Origin of the sequence: Intrasporangium sp., from assembly GCF_040414665.1 — a bacterium.
Taxonomy (GTDB): domain Bacteria; phylum Actinomycetota; class Actinomycetes; order Actinomycetales; family Dermatophilaceae; genus Intrasporangium.
The window spans coordinates 1-17,054 of the sequence record NZ_JBEDUL010000062.1 but is presented as its reverse complement, the minus strand read 5'-3'; the positions used below and the strand labels follow the sequence as shown (position 1 = coordinate 17,054).

Sequence of the window (17,054 nt, the reverse complement as noted above, 5' to 3'; positions counted from 1 at the left end):
GGGCCGGTGGTCAAGCGACTGGGGTCACCAGTCGAGTTCGTGGCATTCGCGGCTGCGTGCCGGTTCAACCTGGAGGGTCGCGTGCAGCACACCGTGCTTGTCGCGGAGCACCTCCTTGGCCCCGTCGAGCAGGTCTGGGGTGTGCGCGCCCTCCTCCGAGACGAGGTGTGCCGTGGCGACGAGCATCCCGGACGTGAGCGTCCACAGGTGCAGGTCGTGCACATCGTGCACGCCGGGGATCGCCTCCAGGTCGGTGGTGACCTCGTCGATGTCGACGCTCTCGGGGACGTGCTGGGCGAGGACGGCGAGGACCTGCCGCCCCAGGATCACCGCGCGGATGGCGACGAAGATCCCGATGGCCACCGCGACGACGGTGTCCCACACCGCATTCTGCGTGGTGGCGACCAGCCAGCCGGCGACGAGCACGCCCACGGAACCGGCGGTGTCAGCCACCACCTCGAGGTAGGCGCCCTTGACGTTGAGGGACTCGGCGGACCCACCGCGCAGGAGCAGGAGGGCCGCGAGGTTAACGGCGAGTCCCAGTGCTCCGACGATCAGCATCGGGCCGGTCTGGACCTCTACGGGGTCGCCGATCCGGCCGATGGCCTCGACGACGACATAGAAGGCGACTCCGAGCATGAGCAGGACCGCCAGCCCGGAGGCCAGGATCTCCGCCCGGTAGGACCCATAGGTTCGCCGGCCGGTCGAGTCCGGGCGGGTGGCGACCGTCGTCGCGACGAGCGCGGCACCGAGCGCGACGACGTCGGAGGCCATGTGACCCGCGTCGGAGAGCAGCGCGAGCGACCCGGACGACAGCGCGAAGACGAGCTCGACGACGAAGAAGGCGGCGATGAGGACGAACGCCACCCGCAGCCGCCAACGATGACGACCACCGGCGTGCCCAGCCGAAGCCCCACCGCCATGGCCGTGGCCGGCGCCCATCAGTTCACCTCCCCGCTCGCACGGGAAACCAGGTGGTCCTGGGGATCGTCCTCGACCAGCTCGCCCTCCCAGGCCTCCCGGCCCTCGCGGACGGCAAAGGCTGCGATGAGGAAACCAGCCACGGGGTCCAGCCAGGTTGTGCCCGTGATGCTGTAGAGGCCAAGCCCGAGCAGCGTGGAGATGCTGAGCAGCACGCAGATCTTCGTCTCGGCTGCGTCGGCGAGGATCAGCTTGTCACCCCCGAGCCGCATCGCCACGCGCTGTTTGGCGACGGCCAGGGCAGGCATCACGACGATGGACGCGGCAAGCAGGACGATGCCGACCAGCGACTGGTCGGGCGCCTCTCCATCCATCAGCGATCGCAGGCCCGCGAACACGACGTACGCCGCGAGCACGAAGAAGCTCACTGCGACCGCCCGCAGGGTCCAGCGCTCCTTCCGCTCGTCCGCGTCGCCATGCCGCAGTCGTGCGGCCAGCCGGAGCCCGACGAGGATGGCGACGGCCGACTCGATCCCCGAGTCGAACCCGAAGCCGACGAGTGACACGAGTCCCGCGACGAGGCCCGCGCCGATGGCGACTGCCCCCTCGACCACGTTGTAGGCGACCGTGAACTGCGCCAGACGCAGCGCCCGACGGGTCAACCGCTCCGTCTCGGCCTCGCCCAGCGTCGATGAGCCGGGGACGTTCGGGGCCAGCATCCGCTTGCCTCCTACGGCCCGGGACGGCCAGGGTTCCCGTTCGCCGGTGGCCATCATGCGCTCTCGGTGGCGGTGATGCCGTACCTGGGGCACAGGGTGACCGCGTCCCCGGTCAGCCCGAGGAGTCGCTCTGCCGCCGCGAACAGGTCCATCAGCGCCTCGGGGTGGTTGAGAGAGAACACCGATGCGCGTCCCTCGGGCCTGGAACTGACCAGGCCACAGTCCTTGAGGCAGGCAAGGTGCTTGGAGACCGTGCTCTGGGCCAGCCCGAGGTGGGCCGTCAGGTCGACGACCCTGTGCTCACCGAGCGCCAGGTGCTGCAGGATGGCGAGCCTCGACGGGTCCTGGAACCCGTGGAACAGGCAGGCCGCCGCGATGAGCGCCGATGCCTCAGTGTTGGCGCGATCGTTGGCGGTTCGCATCAGCATCGACATCTGGCGATGATATCTCCTTAGCGCTGTCTGCTCGCGAGCACCGTGGAACTGTCGATCCTGAGGGCGTCCTCCTGCTCCACCAGTCGATAGGCCGTCCGCTCCTCGACCACGCGCCCGTCGTCGAACGTGTAGGTGATGGTCGCCTCGACCCTGCCGCCCGAGGTCGCCGAGGGGTTCCGGATGCTGACGCGCTTGATCTTGTCCCAGAACGCCTGGTACGCATCCTGACTACCGGCCGTGGTGCGGCGGTACCGGTCCGTGAGGCGCGCGTAGCCCGATTCGGTGTCGTCGGGCAGCAGGGCGTAGTAGTCCTGCAGCGCGCGCACCAAGCGGACCCGTTCCGGCGGCCCGGTGGTCGGCGATGCCGAGGGGGCCGCGCTGGGGCCGGTCGAGGCTGGCGGGATGGGCGTGCTGTCCGCCGTCGTGGTGGTGCGCTTGGTCGGCGTGGTGGGGGAGGGCGAGGGGCTCTTGGCGACTGACGAGTCCGTGGGTGGTGCCGCGGCAGGGGTTCGGTCGCCGTCGCCAAGGAGAGCCTGAAGGGCCAGGAAGCCAACAGCCGCAATGGCCACCAGCGCGGCGAGCACCGCGATCCCGCGGCGCGAGCGGCGGTCAGTGCGATCACTGTTGGCCGAGGGCTCGGGCGTGGGCGGAGGAGGCGCTGAGCGGGTGAGGGCGGCCGCGCCGGCGAGTCCACCGGCTGGGGGCGTTGACGCCGGGACCGTCGGCGGTGCGGGTGGGCCAGCGGAGGCAGTCGGCAACGGCATCGTCGTGACCGGTCGCATTGAGGCGGTTGGCTGATCGCCCGGCGGAGCCGACAGGTCGAGTCGCTGGAGCCAATCGGTTGCCTCGGCCATGGAGGGGCGAGCCGAGGGATCCCGCTCGAGCATGGCGAGGAGCACGGGCGTGAGCGCGCCGGCCTTGGCGGGCCGGGTCGGCGGGTCAGACGCGACCCGGTGCAGCAACGCCATCGGGTTCTCGTCCGTCCCGAACGGCGGCGAGCCCTCCACCGCCGCGAACAGGGTCGCACCCAGGGAGTAGACGTCCGACGCGGCCGAGGATGGCTCACCTCGGGCCACTTCCGGAGCCAGATAGGCCGGGGTGCCGGTCAGCATGCCGGTGGAGGTCAACCGGGCATCGCCGAGCACCTGTGAGATCCCGAAGTCGGTGATCTTGGCAGATCCGTCCTCGGTGATGAGGATGTTGGCTGGTTTGATGTCACGGTGCACGACACCTGCAGCGTGTGCGGCCGACAAGGCGGAAGCGATCTCGGCACCGACGAGTGCGGCCTCGTCGATGGGCATGGTCCCGTTCTCGGCGAGCACCACCTGCAACGTGTGGGACGGCAGGTACTGCATGACCAGGCAGGGTTGCCCCTCGTGCTCGACGACGTCGAAGACCGGGACGGCATGAGGGTGGTGGAGACGGGCGGTGTGGCGGGCCTCGCGCATGGCGCGCTCCTTGGCCACCCGAGCGTCGGACTCGCTCGCACCCGGAGGCAGGTGCAACAGCTTCACGGCGACAGTTCGTTGCAGGCGTTCATCCTGCGCTCGCCACACCGAGCCCATGCCGCCGAGGCCGATGCGCTCGAGCAGGACGTACCGCCCTGCGATGACGACATCGTCGGCGCTCATTCCTTGGATCCCTCTCGTCACGTGCGGTAGCTCCGCCGGTCGGACCCAAGGACCGTACCCATCCGCGTGTGGGCGCGTCAGACCGTCATCCGTCGGGACGTCCGTCGGCGGCGCGCCTTCGCAGCGGAGGCGCTGCTCAGGCGGGGCGATCCGCCCGGGTGGTGGATCGGTCCTCGTGGCGAGGGGACTCGGGCCGCCCTGGTGTCCGGCGCTCGGCAGCGCCTCCGGTGGTCGCCGAACTCGTCGGGCTTCCGTCGCCCCGGTCCGTGGTCGCCATGAAGTCGCGTAGCACGTCGGAGAAACGGTCCGGCTGGTCGAGGTGTGGGAAGTGGCCGGCACCGTCGAAGATCTCGACCCGGCACTCCGGCGCGAGATCCCCCAGGCGCCTCGCGTGATCGACCGGGATGACCATGTCGTTGGTTCCCCAGACCACGAGGACCGGTAGCCCGGCGAGCTCCAGAAGGTACTCGTGAGCCGCGATGGTCTGCCCGTGGGCGTTCATGACGGCGCGTGTCGTCGCCAGGAACGCCCGCCGGGCGTCGGCATCGCTCAGCTCGGTGAAGCCCTCCCAGGCCGCCCGGATGTCATGGCTCGCGCGCCAGCCGAAGAGGGACAGCCCCCGGCCGACGAGCTCGGCACCGCCGCGAACCCATGGCGAGGCGATGACGGGCAGCACCCAGTCGGCGACCGGAAGCGTGGCCGCCCGTAACGCTGGGCTCACCTCCCGTCCGAGCCCGCCGGTGCCGACGAGGACGAGACGCTCGACCCGGTCCGGGAAGAGGTAGCAGAAGGCGAGGGAGATGCCGCCCCCGAGGGAATGCCCGACGATGGTCACGCGGTCGATGCCCAGGCGGTTGATGAGGTCCCGGAGGGTGGCGGCCTGGGCGGAGGGGGAGTAGTCCCCCTCGTGTTTCTCAGAGGCGCCGTGACCGAAGAGGTCCGGGACGATGACGCGGTTGGTGTTGTCGAGGCGGTCGACCAGGTGGCGCCAGTTGCGGTGCGAGCCGAGCAGCCCGTGGACGAACAGGATCGCCTCGCCGGACCCGCTGTCGACGTACGACAGCGTGTGTCCGTGCAGGGTCACCTCCCGAGGGCTGATTGAGCTCACCGCGCCTCCTTGGCTCCTCGAATATTTACTCCACAGTAACCCCAGCAGCGTCGGGGGCCGGCCCGAAGGGGTCATCCTCACACGGGTCGTGACAGGACCGAGACCTGCCCTGGGGTGTCACGGATGGCCGCTCAGATTGCGCAGCCGTCCGGGCCGCAGGCGGCGGTGTGGTCGCCGTCCGGATGCACCATGACGAGCGGGTTGGTCTCGCGCCAGGCCTGCTCGAGCGCCTGGGAGAAGAGCTCGGCAGGCTGGGCGCCCGAGATGCCCCATCTGTTCTCGATCACGAAGAAGGGCACGCCCTGGATGCCGAGGCTGCGAGCCTGCCGGATGTCCGCCTCCACCGCATCCCGGTAGCGGCGGCTGTCGAGCGCGGTGTCGACCTCGGCTGCGTCGAGCCCCGCCGAGGTGCCGATGCCGACGAGGACGTTCCGGTCACCGATGTCCTGGCCCTTCTCGAAGTGGGCGGACAGCAGTGCCTCCTTGACCGTGCCTGCGGCGCCACGCTCCTTCCCGAGGTGGAGCAGCTCGTGTGCCGAGAAGCTGTTGGCCACGACGAGCCGGTTGAAGTCGTACTGCAGCCCCTCCGCGGCGGCAGTCGAGGTCACGTGGTCGAGCATCCCGCGGACCTGCGCCGGGTCCATCCGCTTGACCTTCGCCAGGTAGTCGAGCTCGCTGCCGTCGTAGTGCTCCGGGATGGTCGGGTCGAGCTGGTAGCTGTGCCATGTGACCGTCACCTCGTCACGGTGCGGGAACGCGGCGAGCGCCTTCTCGAAGCGGCGCTTGCCGATGAAGCACCACGGGCAGGCGATATCAGACCAGATGTCGACGTTCATAGAACGTTCAACTGTCCATCTCGGCGTTTGCTTCCCCGGCCACGGGCACGCGAGGAAAATTCCATGACCGCAGGTGTAACGCGATTGCGTCCTCGTGCGCTGTTGAGAGTGAAAGAGGTGCCACTCGGACCCCCGAGCGAGTGGCACCTCTTCCTGCTGTCTTGGGACAGTTCCCATGCCGTATGCCGCTGGGCTCGCTCCCAGCCCACACTCGCTCAGTGCTCCCTGGCCTTCCCGAGCCCTGCGGGCCTGCCGGAGTGTGCATCATGGATGGACAGCCCACCGACGAAGGGAGCGGTCATGCCTGATCTGGACGTACCGCACGTCTCCGCCCCGGCTGACCGGGCGCTGCAGGAAGCCGGGATCAGGACCCTCCAGGAGCTCTCCCGGCATCCAGCGACGGCTATCGCCGCGCTCCACGGGGTCGGTCCGACGGCGATGAAGGCCTGGGCCGACGCGTTGGCCCGTCACGGCCTCGAGTTCGCCGAGACCGAGGCCGACGCGGAGGGGCATCCCTCGTAACGGTCCCTGCGTCAGCCGATCTCGCCGATGGAGGTCGGACCGAGGATGGGTGAGCCCGCGTCGTCGCCCAGGACCGTCTGCTCGACGGCGATCGCCTTCACCTCGTGCGGACGCAGCTCGCCTGACGCGATCTGCTCCGCCCAGTGGCAGGCCACCCGATGGTCCCGGGGAACCCCGGCGATGTCGACGACGCGCAGCGCCGGTCGCTCGGTGTCGCACCGGGTCGGCTGGCGCCATGGACAGCGGGTGTGGAAGCGGCAACCGGAGGGTGGGTTGGCCGGTGAGGGCAGGTCACCCGTCAACAGGATCCGCTCGCGCTGGTCCTCGACGACGGGATCCGGCACCGGCACGGCCGAGAGCAGCGCCCGGGTGTACGGGTGCAGCGGCCGCGCGTAGAGGTCGTCGGCCGGTGCCTCCTCGGCGAGCGCCCCGAGGTACATCACCCCGACGCGGTCGCTGATGTGCCGCACGACGGCGAGGTCATGGGCGACGACCAGGTACGTCAGGCCGAACTCCTCCTGAAGGTCCTCGAGCAGGTTGATGACCTGCGCCTGTACGGAGACGTCGAGCGCGGAGACGGGCTCGTCCGCGACGATGAGCTTCGGGTTGACCGAGAGCGCCCGGGCGATGCCGATCCGCTGGCGCTGGCCGCCCGAGAACTCGTGCGGGTACTTCTTCAGCGCCGCGGGAGGCAGGCCGACGGCAGCGAGCAGCTCACGCAGGCGCTGGCCGGCGGTGGCTCCGTCCTCGACGAGGCCGTGCGCCTTCATCGACTCGAGGAGCAGGGACTCGACCGACTGCCGCGGGTCGAGGCTGCTCATCGGGTCCTGGAAGACCATCTGGAGGTCCTGACGCTTGCGTCGCAGCTCCTCACCCTTGAGGCTCGCGATGTCCACCCCGTCGAACCGGACCGAGCCCTCGGTCGGCGGCTCGAGGTTGAGGATGGCCCGACCCAGGGTCGACTTGCCGCAGCCGGACTCGCCGACCAGGCCGTAGGTCTCACCCCGGCGAATCTGCAGGTCGACCCCGTCGACCGCGTACACGTGGCCGATGACCTTGTCGAAGATGACGCCCTTCTTGATCGGGAAGTGCACCTTGACCCCACGGACATCGAGCAGCACGTCGGGGCGATCAGTCTCGGTCTCGGCCGCCCCGCTCGTGTCGCGATCCGGGTTCACGGTCGAGGTCATCGACTCTCCTCCACGGGGTTGAAGCAGCGCAGGGCACGACCGTAGTCCTCCACCAGCGGTGGTGTCTGCTGCCGGCACGTCTCGATGGCGTTGGGACACCGGGGGGTGAAGGCGCAGCTGCTCGTCCACGGCAGGTTGTCGGCCACCGAGCCGGGGATCGGGTTGAGCCGCTCGCCGCGACCGACCCCGAGCTTGGGAATCGACTCGAGCAGGCCATGCGTGTACGGATGGCGCGGGCGCTCGAACAGTGGGTGCCGCTCGGCGCGCTCGACGATGCGCCCGGCGTAGAGGACGTTGACCTCGTCGCAGAGGCCCGCGACGACGCCGAGGTCGTGCGTGATCATGATGAGAGCAGTACCCGTCTCCTCGACGAGGTTCTTCAGGAGGGTGAGGATCTGCGCCTGGATCGTCACGTCGAGGGCGGTCGTCGGCTCGTCGGCGATGAGCAGGCGGGGCTCGCACGCCAGGGCCATGGCGATGAGCGCACGCTGGCGCATCCCGCCGGACATCTGGTGGGGGTAGTCCTTCAGCCGGCGGTTCGGGTCGGGGATGCCGACCTTGTCGAGCATCTCCCGGGCGACGGCCATGGCGGCCTTGCGCGACATGCCCTTGTGCCGCTCGAGCACCTCGGCCACCTGCACGCCGACCGGGACGACAGGGTTGAGCGAGCTGAGTGGGTCCTGGAAGATCATCGCGAGGTCCTTGCCCCGCCTGTCGCGCAGCTCCGCGTCGGACAGCCGCAACAGGTCCGTCCCGGCGAAGCGGACCTCCCCCTCGACCCGGTTGCCACGCTTCGGCAGCAGGCCCATGATCGCCAGCGAGGTCACGGACTTGCCACAGCCCGACTCCCCGACGAGACCCACGGTCTGCCCGGGGCGGACGTCGAAGTCGATACCGTCCACTGCGGTGAAAGGCTCCTCACCCGACCCGGTGAAGCTGACCGTGAGGCCACGCACCTGGAGCAGCGGCTCGTCGCCACCGTAGCTCTGACGGTCACTCGCACTCGTGGACGCGATCGTCTGGGACATCCCGGTCACCTCCGGCTCTTCGGGTCGAGGGCCTCGCGCAGCGACTCTCCCATGAGGGTGAAGCCGAGGGCCACGACGATGATGCACAGCGCGGGATAGATGGCCAGATGCGGGTAGGCGCCAACGAGCTGCTGGGAGTTTCCAAGCATCTGCCCCCACTCGGGCTGCCGGTCGTCGGGGTTGCCCAGGCCGAGGAAGGACAGGCCGGCCGCCTCGATGATCGCCGTGGCCAGGACGAGGGTCGACTGGACGATGACCGGGCCGAGCGAGTTCGGCAGCATGTGGCGGAAGACCACGGCGCGGGGCCTGACGCCCAGGGCGCGGGCAGCGAGGACGTGGTCGCTCGCCCGTTGCCCCAGCATGGACCCACGCAGCAGACGGGCGAAGATCGGGATCTGCACCACCGCGATGGCGATGATGACGGTCGTCTGGCTCGGACTCGCCGCGATCGCCGCGATCGAGACGGCGAGGATGAGGCCCGGAATCGAGAGCATGACGTCGACGATGCGCATGACCACCGTGTCGACCTTGCCGCCGATCGCGCCGGCGAGGGTGCCGAGAATGAGGCCACCGATCAGCCCGCCCAGAGTGGCGAGCACGCCGACGATGAGGGTCTGACGACCGCCGACGAGCAGTCGCGAGAAGAGGTCCCGCCCGACCGTGTCGCCGCCGAGCGGGAAGCCCGGCTGGGCCTTCGGGACGGGGTTGGACTGGGGCCTGACCTGGTCGAGCAGGGGCTGGGCGGCCGGGTCGTGAGGCGCGATCCACGGACCGACGATGGCCAGGATGACGAAGACGATGGTGATGACGGCGCCGGTGAGGAAGATCGGGTTGCGGCGCAGCCGCCGCCACGCACTCGCGATGAGCGACTCACCCTCCCCACCTGCGACGCGGCCGGCATCCGCCACGGTGTCCGTGACCGCGCCAGCGGCTGCCCCGGTGGGGGCAGCGGAGGCTGCGGGTTCCGGGGTCTGGTCCGGGGTCTGGTCGGGCAACTGGGTCACGGCAGATCACCTCGTCCTGATCCGTGGGTCGATGACGGCATAGGTGATGTCGACGATGAGGTTGACGACGACGAAGATGGCCGCCGCAGCCAGGATGAGGACCTGGAGGACCGGGTAGTCACGCAGCTCGATACCGGATGCGAGGGCCTGGCCGATTCCGGGATAGCTGAAGACCCGTTCTGTGAGGACCGCTCCGGCGAGCAGGGCACCGATCTGTAGGCCGATCGTCGTGACGACGGGCAGCAGCGCGTTCCGCAGGATGTGCCGGCCGCGGATCACCCTCGAGGTCAGGCCCTTGGCGTTGGCGGTTCGGACGTAGTCCTCCTCGACGACGTCGAGCACCGACGCCCGGGTGATCCGGAAGATGACGGCGAACGGGATGGAGGCCAGGGCGACGGCGGGGAGGATGAGGTGCCGGAAGGCGTCCCAGGCCGCGTCCCACTCCTGCGTGAGGATTCCGTCCAGCACGAAGAACCCGGTGACCCGCGTCGCGTCCATCGTCGGATCCTGACGCCCGGACACCGGCAGCCACTGGAGCTCGACGGCGAACCAGTGCTTGAGCATGAAGGCGAGGAAGAAGACGGGGACCGCCACGCCGACGAGCGAGCCCATGACGGACACGTTGTCGAGCCAGCTGTTCTTGCGCCGGGCGGCGTAGTAGCCGAGCGGGATCCCGACCATGACGGCGAGCAGCATCGCCAGGATGCTGAGCTCGATCGTGGCCGGGAAGCGGCTCAGGAAGATCTCGAAGGAGTCACGACCGGGGAGCACGCCGTTGGACGGACCGAAGTCACCGTGGGCGATCCGCGTGAGGTAGTTCCAGTACTGCACGAAGATCGGCTGGTCGAGCCCGAGCGCATGGGACAGCTCCGCAGCTCGCTCGGGGGTCGACCGCTCACCGAGCAACGCCGAAACCGGGCCACCGGGGAGTGATCGCAACCAGAGGAAGAGCAGCATCGAGAGAACCACGACCACGCCGCCCATCTGAAGCAGCCGTCGCACGAGGTATCGCAACATGGTCTGGCGCCATCCTTTCTCACGACCGGGGGCCGTCCCAATCTTGGGACGGCCCCCGGCCGATGTGAAGTGTCCCTACCCTATGAGTCCTCGGGTGAGAATCACTTGCCGCTAACAGTCACCGTGTCGAACTCCTCGGCCGTCAGCGGGGACGCGACGAGTCCCTGGACGTTCGGGCCGACGACGATGGCCGGCGGGGAGTGCGTCAGCGGCAGACCGGGCAGGTACATCTCCATGATGTCCTTGTTGACCTGCTCGTAGGCGGTGGCGCGCTCGTCCGGGTTGATGATCGCGTCGGCGGCCTTGAGCTTGTCGGACAGCTCCTTGCCCCACGGCTGGCTGTGGGTCTGGAAGTCGTTCTGGTCCGAGGAGAAGAACGTACCGATGAAGTTGTCCGCCGAGTCGTAGTCACCGGTCCAGCCGACGATCCACGCGTCGAACAGGCCCTGGTCGATGCCTTCGAGGTAGCCGCCGTTCCACGGCTTGGCAACGACCGTGACCTTGACGCCAGCGGCCTCGAGGTCGGTGCGCAGCGCCTCGAAGATCTTCTGCGGGTCCGGCATGTACGGACGTGAGACCTCCGTCGGGTAGGCGAACTGGAGCTGCAGGCCCTCGGCGCCGGCATCCTTGAGCAGCTGCTGGGCCTTGGCCTTGTCGTAGGGCACGGCCTGCAGGCTCTTGTTGTAGCCCTTGACGGTGTCCGGCATGAACTGCGTCGCGACCGAGGCGCCCTCCGGGAGCTGGGTCTTGACGAGCTGGTCGCGGTTCAGCGCGTAGTAGAGCGCCTGGCGGACCTTGAGGTCGGCGAGCTTCGGGTTCTTCTTCGGGTTCAGCCCCATGTAGAGGATGTTGAACGCCGGGCGGACGAGCACCTGGTTGCCCTCGTCCTTGAGGCCCTGCCAGTCGACCGGGTTGGGCAGGTCGTAGCCCTGGATGCTGCCGGCCTTGAGCTCCTGGCGACGGGTGGACTCGTCGGGGATGACCTTGAAGACGAGCTTGTCCAGCTTGGCCTTCTCGCCCCAGTAGTTGTCGTTGCGGACCAGGGTCACGGTGCCGTTGGCCTGGTCGTAGCCCTGGAACTTGAACGGGCCGGTGCCAACCGGGTTCTGCGAGTACGCGGGGAAGACGAACCCGTCACCCTGCGCCTTGACGTCGTTGGCGTTGCCCTTCTCCATGGCCGTGGGGCTCTGCATCGAGAACGACGAGAGGCTGAGGGCGGTGGGGAACTTCGAGGTGGGCCGGCTGACCGAGATGACGACGGTCGAGGGGTCGGTGACGCTGCAGCCCTGGTACAGGGCATCGGCGGCCTTGTCCTTGAACGCACCCATGACGTCGGACCAGTAGGACGCTGCGCTGCTCTGCGCGGCCGGGTTCTGGTCGAACATCCGCTCGAAGTTCTTGCAGACGGCGTCGGCGTTGAAGTCGGTGCCGTCGTGGAACTTCACCCCGGTACGGAGCTTGAAGGTCCACTTGAGACCGTCAGCGGACGGCGTCGGCATCTCCGCCGCGAGACCCGGAACGACCTCGGCGGTGCCCGGCTTGATGCTGAGCAGGCCGTCGAAGATCTGGCGGGTGACGCGGAACGTCTCGCCGTCGGTGGCATAGAAGGGGTCGAACAGCTTGGGGGCTCCAGCGGCACCAAAGGTGAGGGTGCCACCGCTCGCGCCGCCGCCGTTCGTGGCACCGGTGTTGCCGGTGTCGCGCTCGGACTGGGCGCATGCCCCGAGGGCCAGCGCGGCAGTCGCGAGGATCGCGACCGGGGCGGCCTTCCGGAAGAACTTCATGTTTACCTCGCTCTAGTGCAATGGCGGCCCTGGAGTGGGCCGGCCAAGAGGAGACCTTCCACGGCTGCAGATGGCGCCGCCGCGACCGGCTGGGGACGAACCTAGTGAAGATCGGGAGCGAAATCCCACATCGCGGACAATGTTTATCCGTCCGATACGCAACGTCGCTGGACCTCCGTTGGGCGACCGCACGGTTCCCGGATCGCTTGTGACACGATCCAAGGCGACATGAGCACCAACGACCCGATCTCAGAGGGACAGGACGAGCGATCGTCCCTGCTGCTCGTCGTCGGCGCCGCCATCGTCGACGACCTGGAGCATCCGACTCGGCTGCTCGCGGCACGCCGCACCGAGCCGTCAGCCCTCGCCGGCGGGTGGGAGCTGCCGGGCGGCAAGGTCGACCCGGGAGAGTCGCCGCTCTCCGCGCTCCACCGGGAGGTGCTCGAGGAGCTGGGCGTGACGGTCCGGCTCGGGCGCCACGTCCCGGGTCCGCTGCCCGGCACGACGTGGGCGATCGGTGACCGCTACGAGATGCTGGTCTGGACCGCGGAAGTCGTCGAGGGCGAGCCCGCGCCGATCGAGGACCACGACGAGCTGCGGTGGCTGGGTCCCGATGACCTCTACGACGTGGCCTGGCTGCCGGCCGACCTGCCGATCGTCGGGGCCCTCGCCGACCGGCTCGGCGGCGCGTTCAGCGGCCCCTCCAAATCCTGAGAGACTGTCCCTCATGCCCTTGCAGACCCGTGCGGACATCCGCAACGTCGCCATCGTCGCCCACGTCGACCACGGAAAGACGACGCTCGTCGACGCCATGCTCTGGCAGAGCGGCGCGTTCCGCGCCAACCAGGACGTGAACGAGCGCGTGATGGACTCGATGGACCTCGAGCGCGAGAAGGGCATCACGATCCTCGCCAAGAACACCGCCGTGCGCTACGGCGAGGTGAAGCTCAACATCGTCGACACCCCCGGCCACGCCGACTTCGGCGGCGAGGTCGAGCGCGGGCTGACGATGGTCGACGGGGCGCTGCTCCTGGTCGACGCCTCCGAGGGCCCCCTGCCCCAGACCCGGTTCGTCCTCCGCAAGGCGCTCGAGGCGAGGCTGCCGGTGATCCTCGTCGTCAACAAGGTCGACCGGCCCGACGCGAGGATCGAGGAGGTCGTCGAGGAGGTCTACGAGCTCTTCATCGAGCTCGACGCCGACTCCGAGCAGATCGACTTCCCGATCGTCTATACGAACGCGAAAGCCGGCTGGGCCTCGCTCGAGGAGGGCGTCGAGGGAACCAACCTGTCCCCCCTCCTGGACCTGATGCTGGAGCAGATCCCGGCCCCTGAATTCGACCCCGATCATCCGTTTCAGGCGCACGTCACCAACCTCGACGCCGATCCCTACGTCGGCCGGCTGGCGCTCTGCCGGGTCCGCAACGGGATGATCCGCAACGGCCAGCGGATCGCCTGGTGCCGCGCCGACGGCAGCATCGAGCGCGCCGCCATCACCGAGCTGTACGTCACCGAGGCCCTCGACCGGGTCGCCGCCGAGGAGGCCGGGCCAGGCGAGATCATCGCCATCGCCGGCCTCCCCGACGTGACGATCGGCGAGACGCTGGCCGACCCCGACGACCCGCGGCCGCTGCCGGTGATCACCGTCGACGAGCCCTCGCTCTCGATCGTCGTCGGGATCAACACCTCGCCGCTCGCCGGCTCCGAGGGCGACAAGCTGACCGCGCGGCAGATCCGGTCCCGGCTCGATGCCGAGCTGGTCGGCAACGTCTCGATCCGCGTCACCGACACCGAACGCCCCGACGCGTGGGAGGTGCAGGGCCGCGGTGAGCTGCAGCTGGTCGTCCTGCTCGAGATGATGCGCCGCGAAGGGTTCGAGCTGACCGCCGGGCAGCCACGGGTGATCACCCGCGAGCTGGAAGGCAAGGTCCACGAGCCGGTCGAGCGGCTCGCGATCGATGTCCCCGAGGTGCACGTCGGCGCGGTCACCCAGCTGCTCGCCGGCCGCAAGGGGCGCCTCGACCACATGACCAACCACGCGACAGGATGGGTGCGGATGGACTACCTGATCCCGGCCCGGGGCTTGATCGGCCTGCGAACCGAGTTTTTGACCGAGACCCGCGGTTCGGGGATCATGCACCACGTCTTCGACCGTTGGGAGCCCTGGGCGGGCGATCTTCGCACCCGGCCGACGGGCTCGTTGGTCGCCGACCGTCGCGGCTCGAGCGCGAGCTACGCGCTGCTCAGCCTGCAGGACCGCGGCACCCTTTTCGTCGGGCCCGGCGAGGAGGTCTACGAGGGGATGATCGTCGGCGAGAACAGCCGCTCCGAAGACCTCGACGTCAATGCGATCAAGGAGAAGCAGCAGACCAACATGCGGGCGGCGAGCGCCGACGTCCTGGTCCGGCTCTCGCCACCGAAAGAGCTGACGCTCGAAGCCGCGCTCGAGTTCCTGCGCGACGACGAGTGCCTGGAAGTGACCCCCACCTCGGTTCGCCTGCGCAAGGTGGAACTGGACAAGATCAGGCGCCAAAAGGCGGCCCGCCAGGGCGCAGCAGCTCCCCGCTAGGCGTCGACGGCCTCGAGCCGGCCGGAGTCGATCGCGGCGAGGAGCTCGGCGTGGTCGCGCTCGTTCTGGTCGGCGTAGGCGTCCGAGAACTCGGCGATCGCGTCGTCGAACGCGGTGTTGGATCCGAGATAGGCGCCGATCGCGACGGCGTCGCCGGAGCGCGCGTGGGCTCGGGCCAGGGTCCAGCCGCAGCCTTTGGCGTAGATCTCGAGCGACCGTGGGCGCATCGATTCGATGTCGCCCGAGCCCTTCTCGTCCCAGAGCTGGCGCACGTAGTAGTCGCGCGCCCGGCCATCGGCTTCGACGCCGGCGCACCAGCCGAGGAAGCTGTCGCTGGCGGCCTGCATCAGCCACTGGCCCTCGACCACGCGGCGGCCGTGGTTGCGAAAGCGGCTCTTGCCGACATATGGCTCGTAAACGGAGGCCCCCGCTTCCTTCGCCTGGAGGAAGAGCGGGTCGGAGTCGTCGCGGCCGGTCATCAGCACGATCCAGGCCCTGGTCCCGACGCTGCCGACGCCGACGACCTTGTGAGCGAGGTCGCGGTAGCGGTACTCCGAGAGGAGGTGCTGCCGGTCGCCCTTCATCGAGTCGGTGTACTCCTTGAGGACGGTCTGTATCGCCTCCTCGGGATCGAAATCGCCGGCGAAGTCCCCGACCAGCTCGTCAATCGGGACCAGCAGCGGTGGCCTGCTCGCGATCTGCAGCTCCCCTTCGACCCGTTCGGTGAGGCGATCCAGCGCCCGCACGCTGTCCTTCGCCCGGGCCTTCGCCGCCGCCTTCTCGACTTTCTTCACGCCCTTCCGACGCTCAGTCTGCAGCGATTCGAGCGCTTCCTCTGCGTCGAGCCGGGCGTACCAGATCTCGAGGTTCCGCATCTTCGCGAATTCGCGCATCGACTCTCGGTAGGAGCGGACGACCGTCTCGACGGCCGATCGCCGCTCCTTGCGCTTGAAGCCGTTGTCGCGGGCGGCGATCTCGAAGCTCGCGGCGAGCCGCTTGACGTCCCACTCCCACGGCCCCGGCAGCGTCTCGTCGAAGTCGTTGAGGTCGAAGACGAGGCGGCGGTCGGGGGCGGCGAAGACGCCGAAGTTGGAGAGATGCGCGTCGCCGCACATCTGCACCTCGAGCCCCGAGGTCGGCGTCGCGGCCAGGTCGGCGGCCATGACCGCCGCGGCGCCGCGGTAGAAGGTGAACGGCGAGACGGCCATCCGCCCGTATCGGATCGGAAGCAGCTCCGGGACCCTCGACGTCGCCTGCTCCTCGAGGACCTGGACCGGGTCGCCCCGCTCCGCCGGCGGCGCCCAATCCGCGTGGTCAGAGCGCGGCACCCGCGTGCGCGCCTCTTTGCCGGTGGCCGCGCGCTCCGCGAGGTCCATCGCTAGGCTGCCGGCGGCGCCGTCGCGGTGGAAGCCTGGGCGGAGGCGCCCTGCCCACCGCCGCCGAGGTCGAAGAAGAGGGCGCTGACGGCGATCGCGTAGATCGGAGCGGTGATCACAGCGGCGACGATTCCGGCGACCAGGGAGGCACCATTGCCGATCGAGTTCCCGATCGCGAGAAGGACAGCGCTCACCGCGAGCCCGATCAGGAAGACGACGAGCAGGACCGCGAAAACCCTCCAGCCGTCGCCGCGGACGAGATTCCAGCTGCGCCCGAAGGCCCCGATCACCCCCTCCTTCTCGACGACGATCGCCGGCGCGCCGACCGACCACATCGTCAACAGGAAGAGGCCGGGGATGACAAGCAATATGAACCCGATCCCGACACCGATCCCGAACAGGATCCCGAACCCGATCAGCGGCACGATCGCGTCGGAGGCCGATGAGAAAAGGTCGCCGACCGTGTGGTCGCGGCGGCCGTCGCGGACGTCCTCGACCAGCCTGACGACGAAGCCGACGAAGATCGCTCGCCCGACCAGCTCGACGATCAAGGCCAGGGTGCCAAGCACCAGGCCGCCGGAGTTCTGGAGCAGCCCCGACGCGATCCCGACGAGAACGAACACGACGATCGCACCGCCGATCAGCGCGCCGAAGTTCTGCCCGTAGATCGAGAACGTCTCGTTGAGGACGTCGCCGACGCTGATCTGCCTGCGGCCAGCCTCCATCGTCCCTCGATCCTAAGCACCTGGATCGAGGGTGGCAACCGCTCCGTCTCAGACGGTCGCCGCCGCCTGCTCTGCCTGGCTTTCCTCGGACTCCTTCGCGGCGAGCGCTTCGGCCTCGGGCGTCGGCTCCTCGGCCTGGCGGGGGAGCAGCACTTCTTTGGCGATCACGAGCCGCTGGATCTGGCTCGTCCCC

Annotated in this window: 16 protein-coding genes; 3 read left to right on the top strand and 13 right to left on the bottom strand. The window is 69.0% G+C overall.

Annotated elements, in window-relative coordinates:
- Positions 1 to 24: 24 nt before the first annotated feature.
- The 6 genes from ABF401_RS06760 to ABF401_RS06735 all read right to left on the bottom strand — a co-directional run bounded on the left by ABF401_RS06760 (position 25) and on the right by ABF401_RS06735 (position 5,649).
- The gene (locus ABF401_RS06760; RefSeq protein WP_353508777.1) at positions 25 to 942 is read right to left on the bottom strand and encodes a cation diffusion facilitator family transporter; all 918 of its coding nucleotides are present in this window, start codon (positions 940 to 942) and stop codon (positions 25 to 27) included.
- Positions 942 to 1,640: a cation diffusion facilitator family transporter gene (locus ABF401_RS06755; RefSeq protein ID WP_353508776.1), complete on the bottom strand. Its 699-nt coding sequence runs from the start codon at positions 1,638 to 1,640 to the stop codon at positions 942 to 944. The genes ABF401_RS06760 and ABF401_RS06755 overlap by 1 nt, the downstream gene beginning before the upstream one ends.
- Before the next feature lie 53 nt (positions 1,641 to 1,693).
- The gene (locus ABF401_RS06750) at positions 1,694 to 2,074 is read right to left on the bottom strand and encodes an ArsR/SmtB family transcription factor (protein WP_353508775.1); all 381 of its coding nucleotides are present in this window, start codon (positions 2,072 to 2,074) and stop codon (positions 1,694 to 1,696) included.
- Between the two features lie 17 nt (positions 2,075 to 2,091).
- Positions 2,092 to 3,705, bottom strand: coding sequence for a serine/threonine-protein kinase (locus ABF401_RS06745; RefSeq protein WP_353508774.1), 1,614 nt, complete (start codon positions 3,703 to 3,705; stop codon positions 2,092 to 2,094).
- Between the two features lie 136 nt (positions 3,706 to 3,841).
- Positions 3,842 to 4,813, bottom strand: a complete 972-nt coding sequence (locus ABF401_RS06740; protein WP_353508773.1) for an alpha/beta fold hydrolase — start codon at positions 4,811 to 4,813, stop codon at positions 3,842 to 3,844.
- Between the two features lie 131 nt (positions 4,814 to 4,944).
- Positions 4,945 to 5,649 (bottom strand): DsbA family oxidoreductase, encoded by a 705-nt coding sequence (locus ABF401_RS06735; protein WP_353508772.1) that lies wholly within the window; start codon positions 5,647 to 5,649, stop codon positions 4,945 to 4,947.
- A 300-nt stretch (positions 5,650 to 5,949) separates the two neighbouring features.
- On the opposite strand from ABF401_RS06735, the gene ABF401_RS06730 reads away from it, so the two are divergent.
- Positions 5,950 to 6,171, top strand: a complete 222-nt coding sequence (locus ABF401_RS06730) for a helix-hairpin-helix domain-containing protein (RefSeq protein ID WP_353508771.1) — start codon at positions 5,950 to 5,952, stop codon at positions 6,169 to 6,171.
- An 11-nt stretch (positions 6,172 to 6,182) separates the two neighbouring features.
- Here the strand turns inward: ABF401_RS06730 and ABF401_RS06725 are convergent, their stop codons facing one another.
- From ABF401_RS06725 to ABF401_RS06705, 5 genes are all read right to left on the bottom strand, one after another.
- A complete protein-coding gene (locus ABF401_RS06725) occupies positions 6,183 to 7,361 on the bottom strand; it encodes an ABC transporter ATP-binding protein (protein WP_353508770.1) in 1,179 nt (392 codons plus the stop codon).
- Positions 7,358 to 8,389 (bottom strand): ABC transporter ATP-binding protein, encoded by a 1,032-nt coding sequence (locus ABF401_RS06720; RefSeq protein WP_353508769.1) that lies wholly within the window; start codon positions 8,387 to 8,389, stop codon positions 7,358 to 7,360. Before ABF401_RS06720 ends, ABF401_RS06725 begins: the two co-directional genes overlap by 4 nt.
- A gap of 5 nt (positions 8,390 to 8,394) precedes the next feature.
- Positions 8,395 to 9,393, bottom strand: a complete 999-nt coding sequence (locus ABF401_RS06715; RefSeq protein WP_502908201.1) for an ABC transporter permease — start codon at positions 9,391 to 9,393, stop codon at positions 8,395 to 8,397.
- 6 nt (positions 9,394 to 9,399) lie between these two features.
- Entirely contained in the window at positions 9,400 to 10,410 is a 1,011-nt protein-coding gene (locus ABF401_RS06710; RefSeq protein WP_353508768.1) for an ABC transporter permease, read from the bottom strand.
- Positions 10,411 to 10,511: 101 nt separating this feature from the next.
- Complete coding sequence (locus ABF401_RS06705) at positions 10,512 to 12,194, bottom strand: ABC transporter substrate-binding protein (RefSeq protein WP_353508767.1); 1,683 nt, start codon at positions 12,192 to 12,194, stop codon at positions 10,512 to 10,514.
- Between the two features lie 228 nt (positions 12,195 to 12,422).
- On the opposite strand from ABF401_RS06705, the gene ABF401_RS06700 reads away from it, so the two are divergent.
- Both ABF401_RS06700 and typA read left to right on the top strand, forming a co-directional pair.
- Positions 12,423 to 12,908, top strand: a complete 486-nt coding sequence (locus tag ABF401_RS06700) for a (deoxy)nucleoside triphosphate pyrophosphohydrolase (RefSeq protein WP_353508766.1) — start codon at positions 12,423 to 12,425, stop codon at positions 12,906 to 12,908.
- A 13-nt stretch (positions 12,909 to 12,921) separates the two neighbouring features.
- Positions 12,922 to 14,760, top strand: coding sequence for a translational GTPase TypA (typA, locus tag ABF401_RS06695; protein ID WP_353508765.1), 1,839 nt, complete (start codon positions 12,922 to 12,924; stop codon positions 14,758 to 14,760).
- On the opposite strand, the gene ABF401_RS06690 is transcribed toward typA, so the two are convergent.
- Both ABF401_RS06690 and ABF401_RS06685 read right to left on the bottom strand, forming a co-directional pair.
- Entirely contained in the window at positions 14,757 to 16,136 is a 1,380-nt protein-coding gene (locus ABF401_RS06690; protein WP_353508764.1) for a DUF2252 domain-containing protein, read from the bottom strand. The two genes, typA and ABF401_RS06690, sit on opposite strands and share 4 nt — an antisense overlap.
- Positions 16,137 to 16,138: 2 nt before the next feature.
- Complete coding sequence (locus ABF401_RS06685; protein ID WP_353508763.1) at positions 16,139 to 16,861, bottom strand: hypothetical protein; 723 nt, start codon at positions 16,859 to 16,861, stop codon at positions 16,139 to 16,141.
- Positions 16,862 to 17,054: the final 193 nt, after the last annotated feature.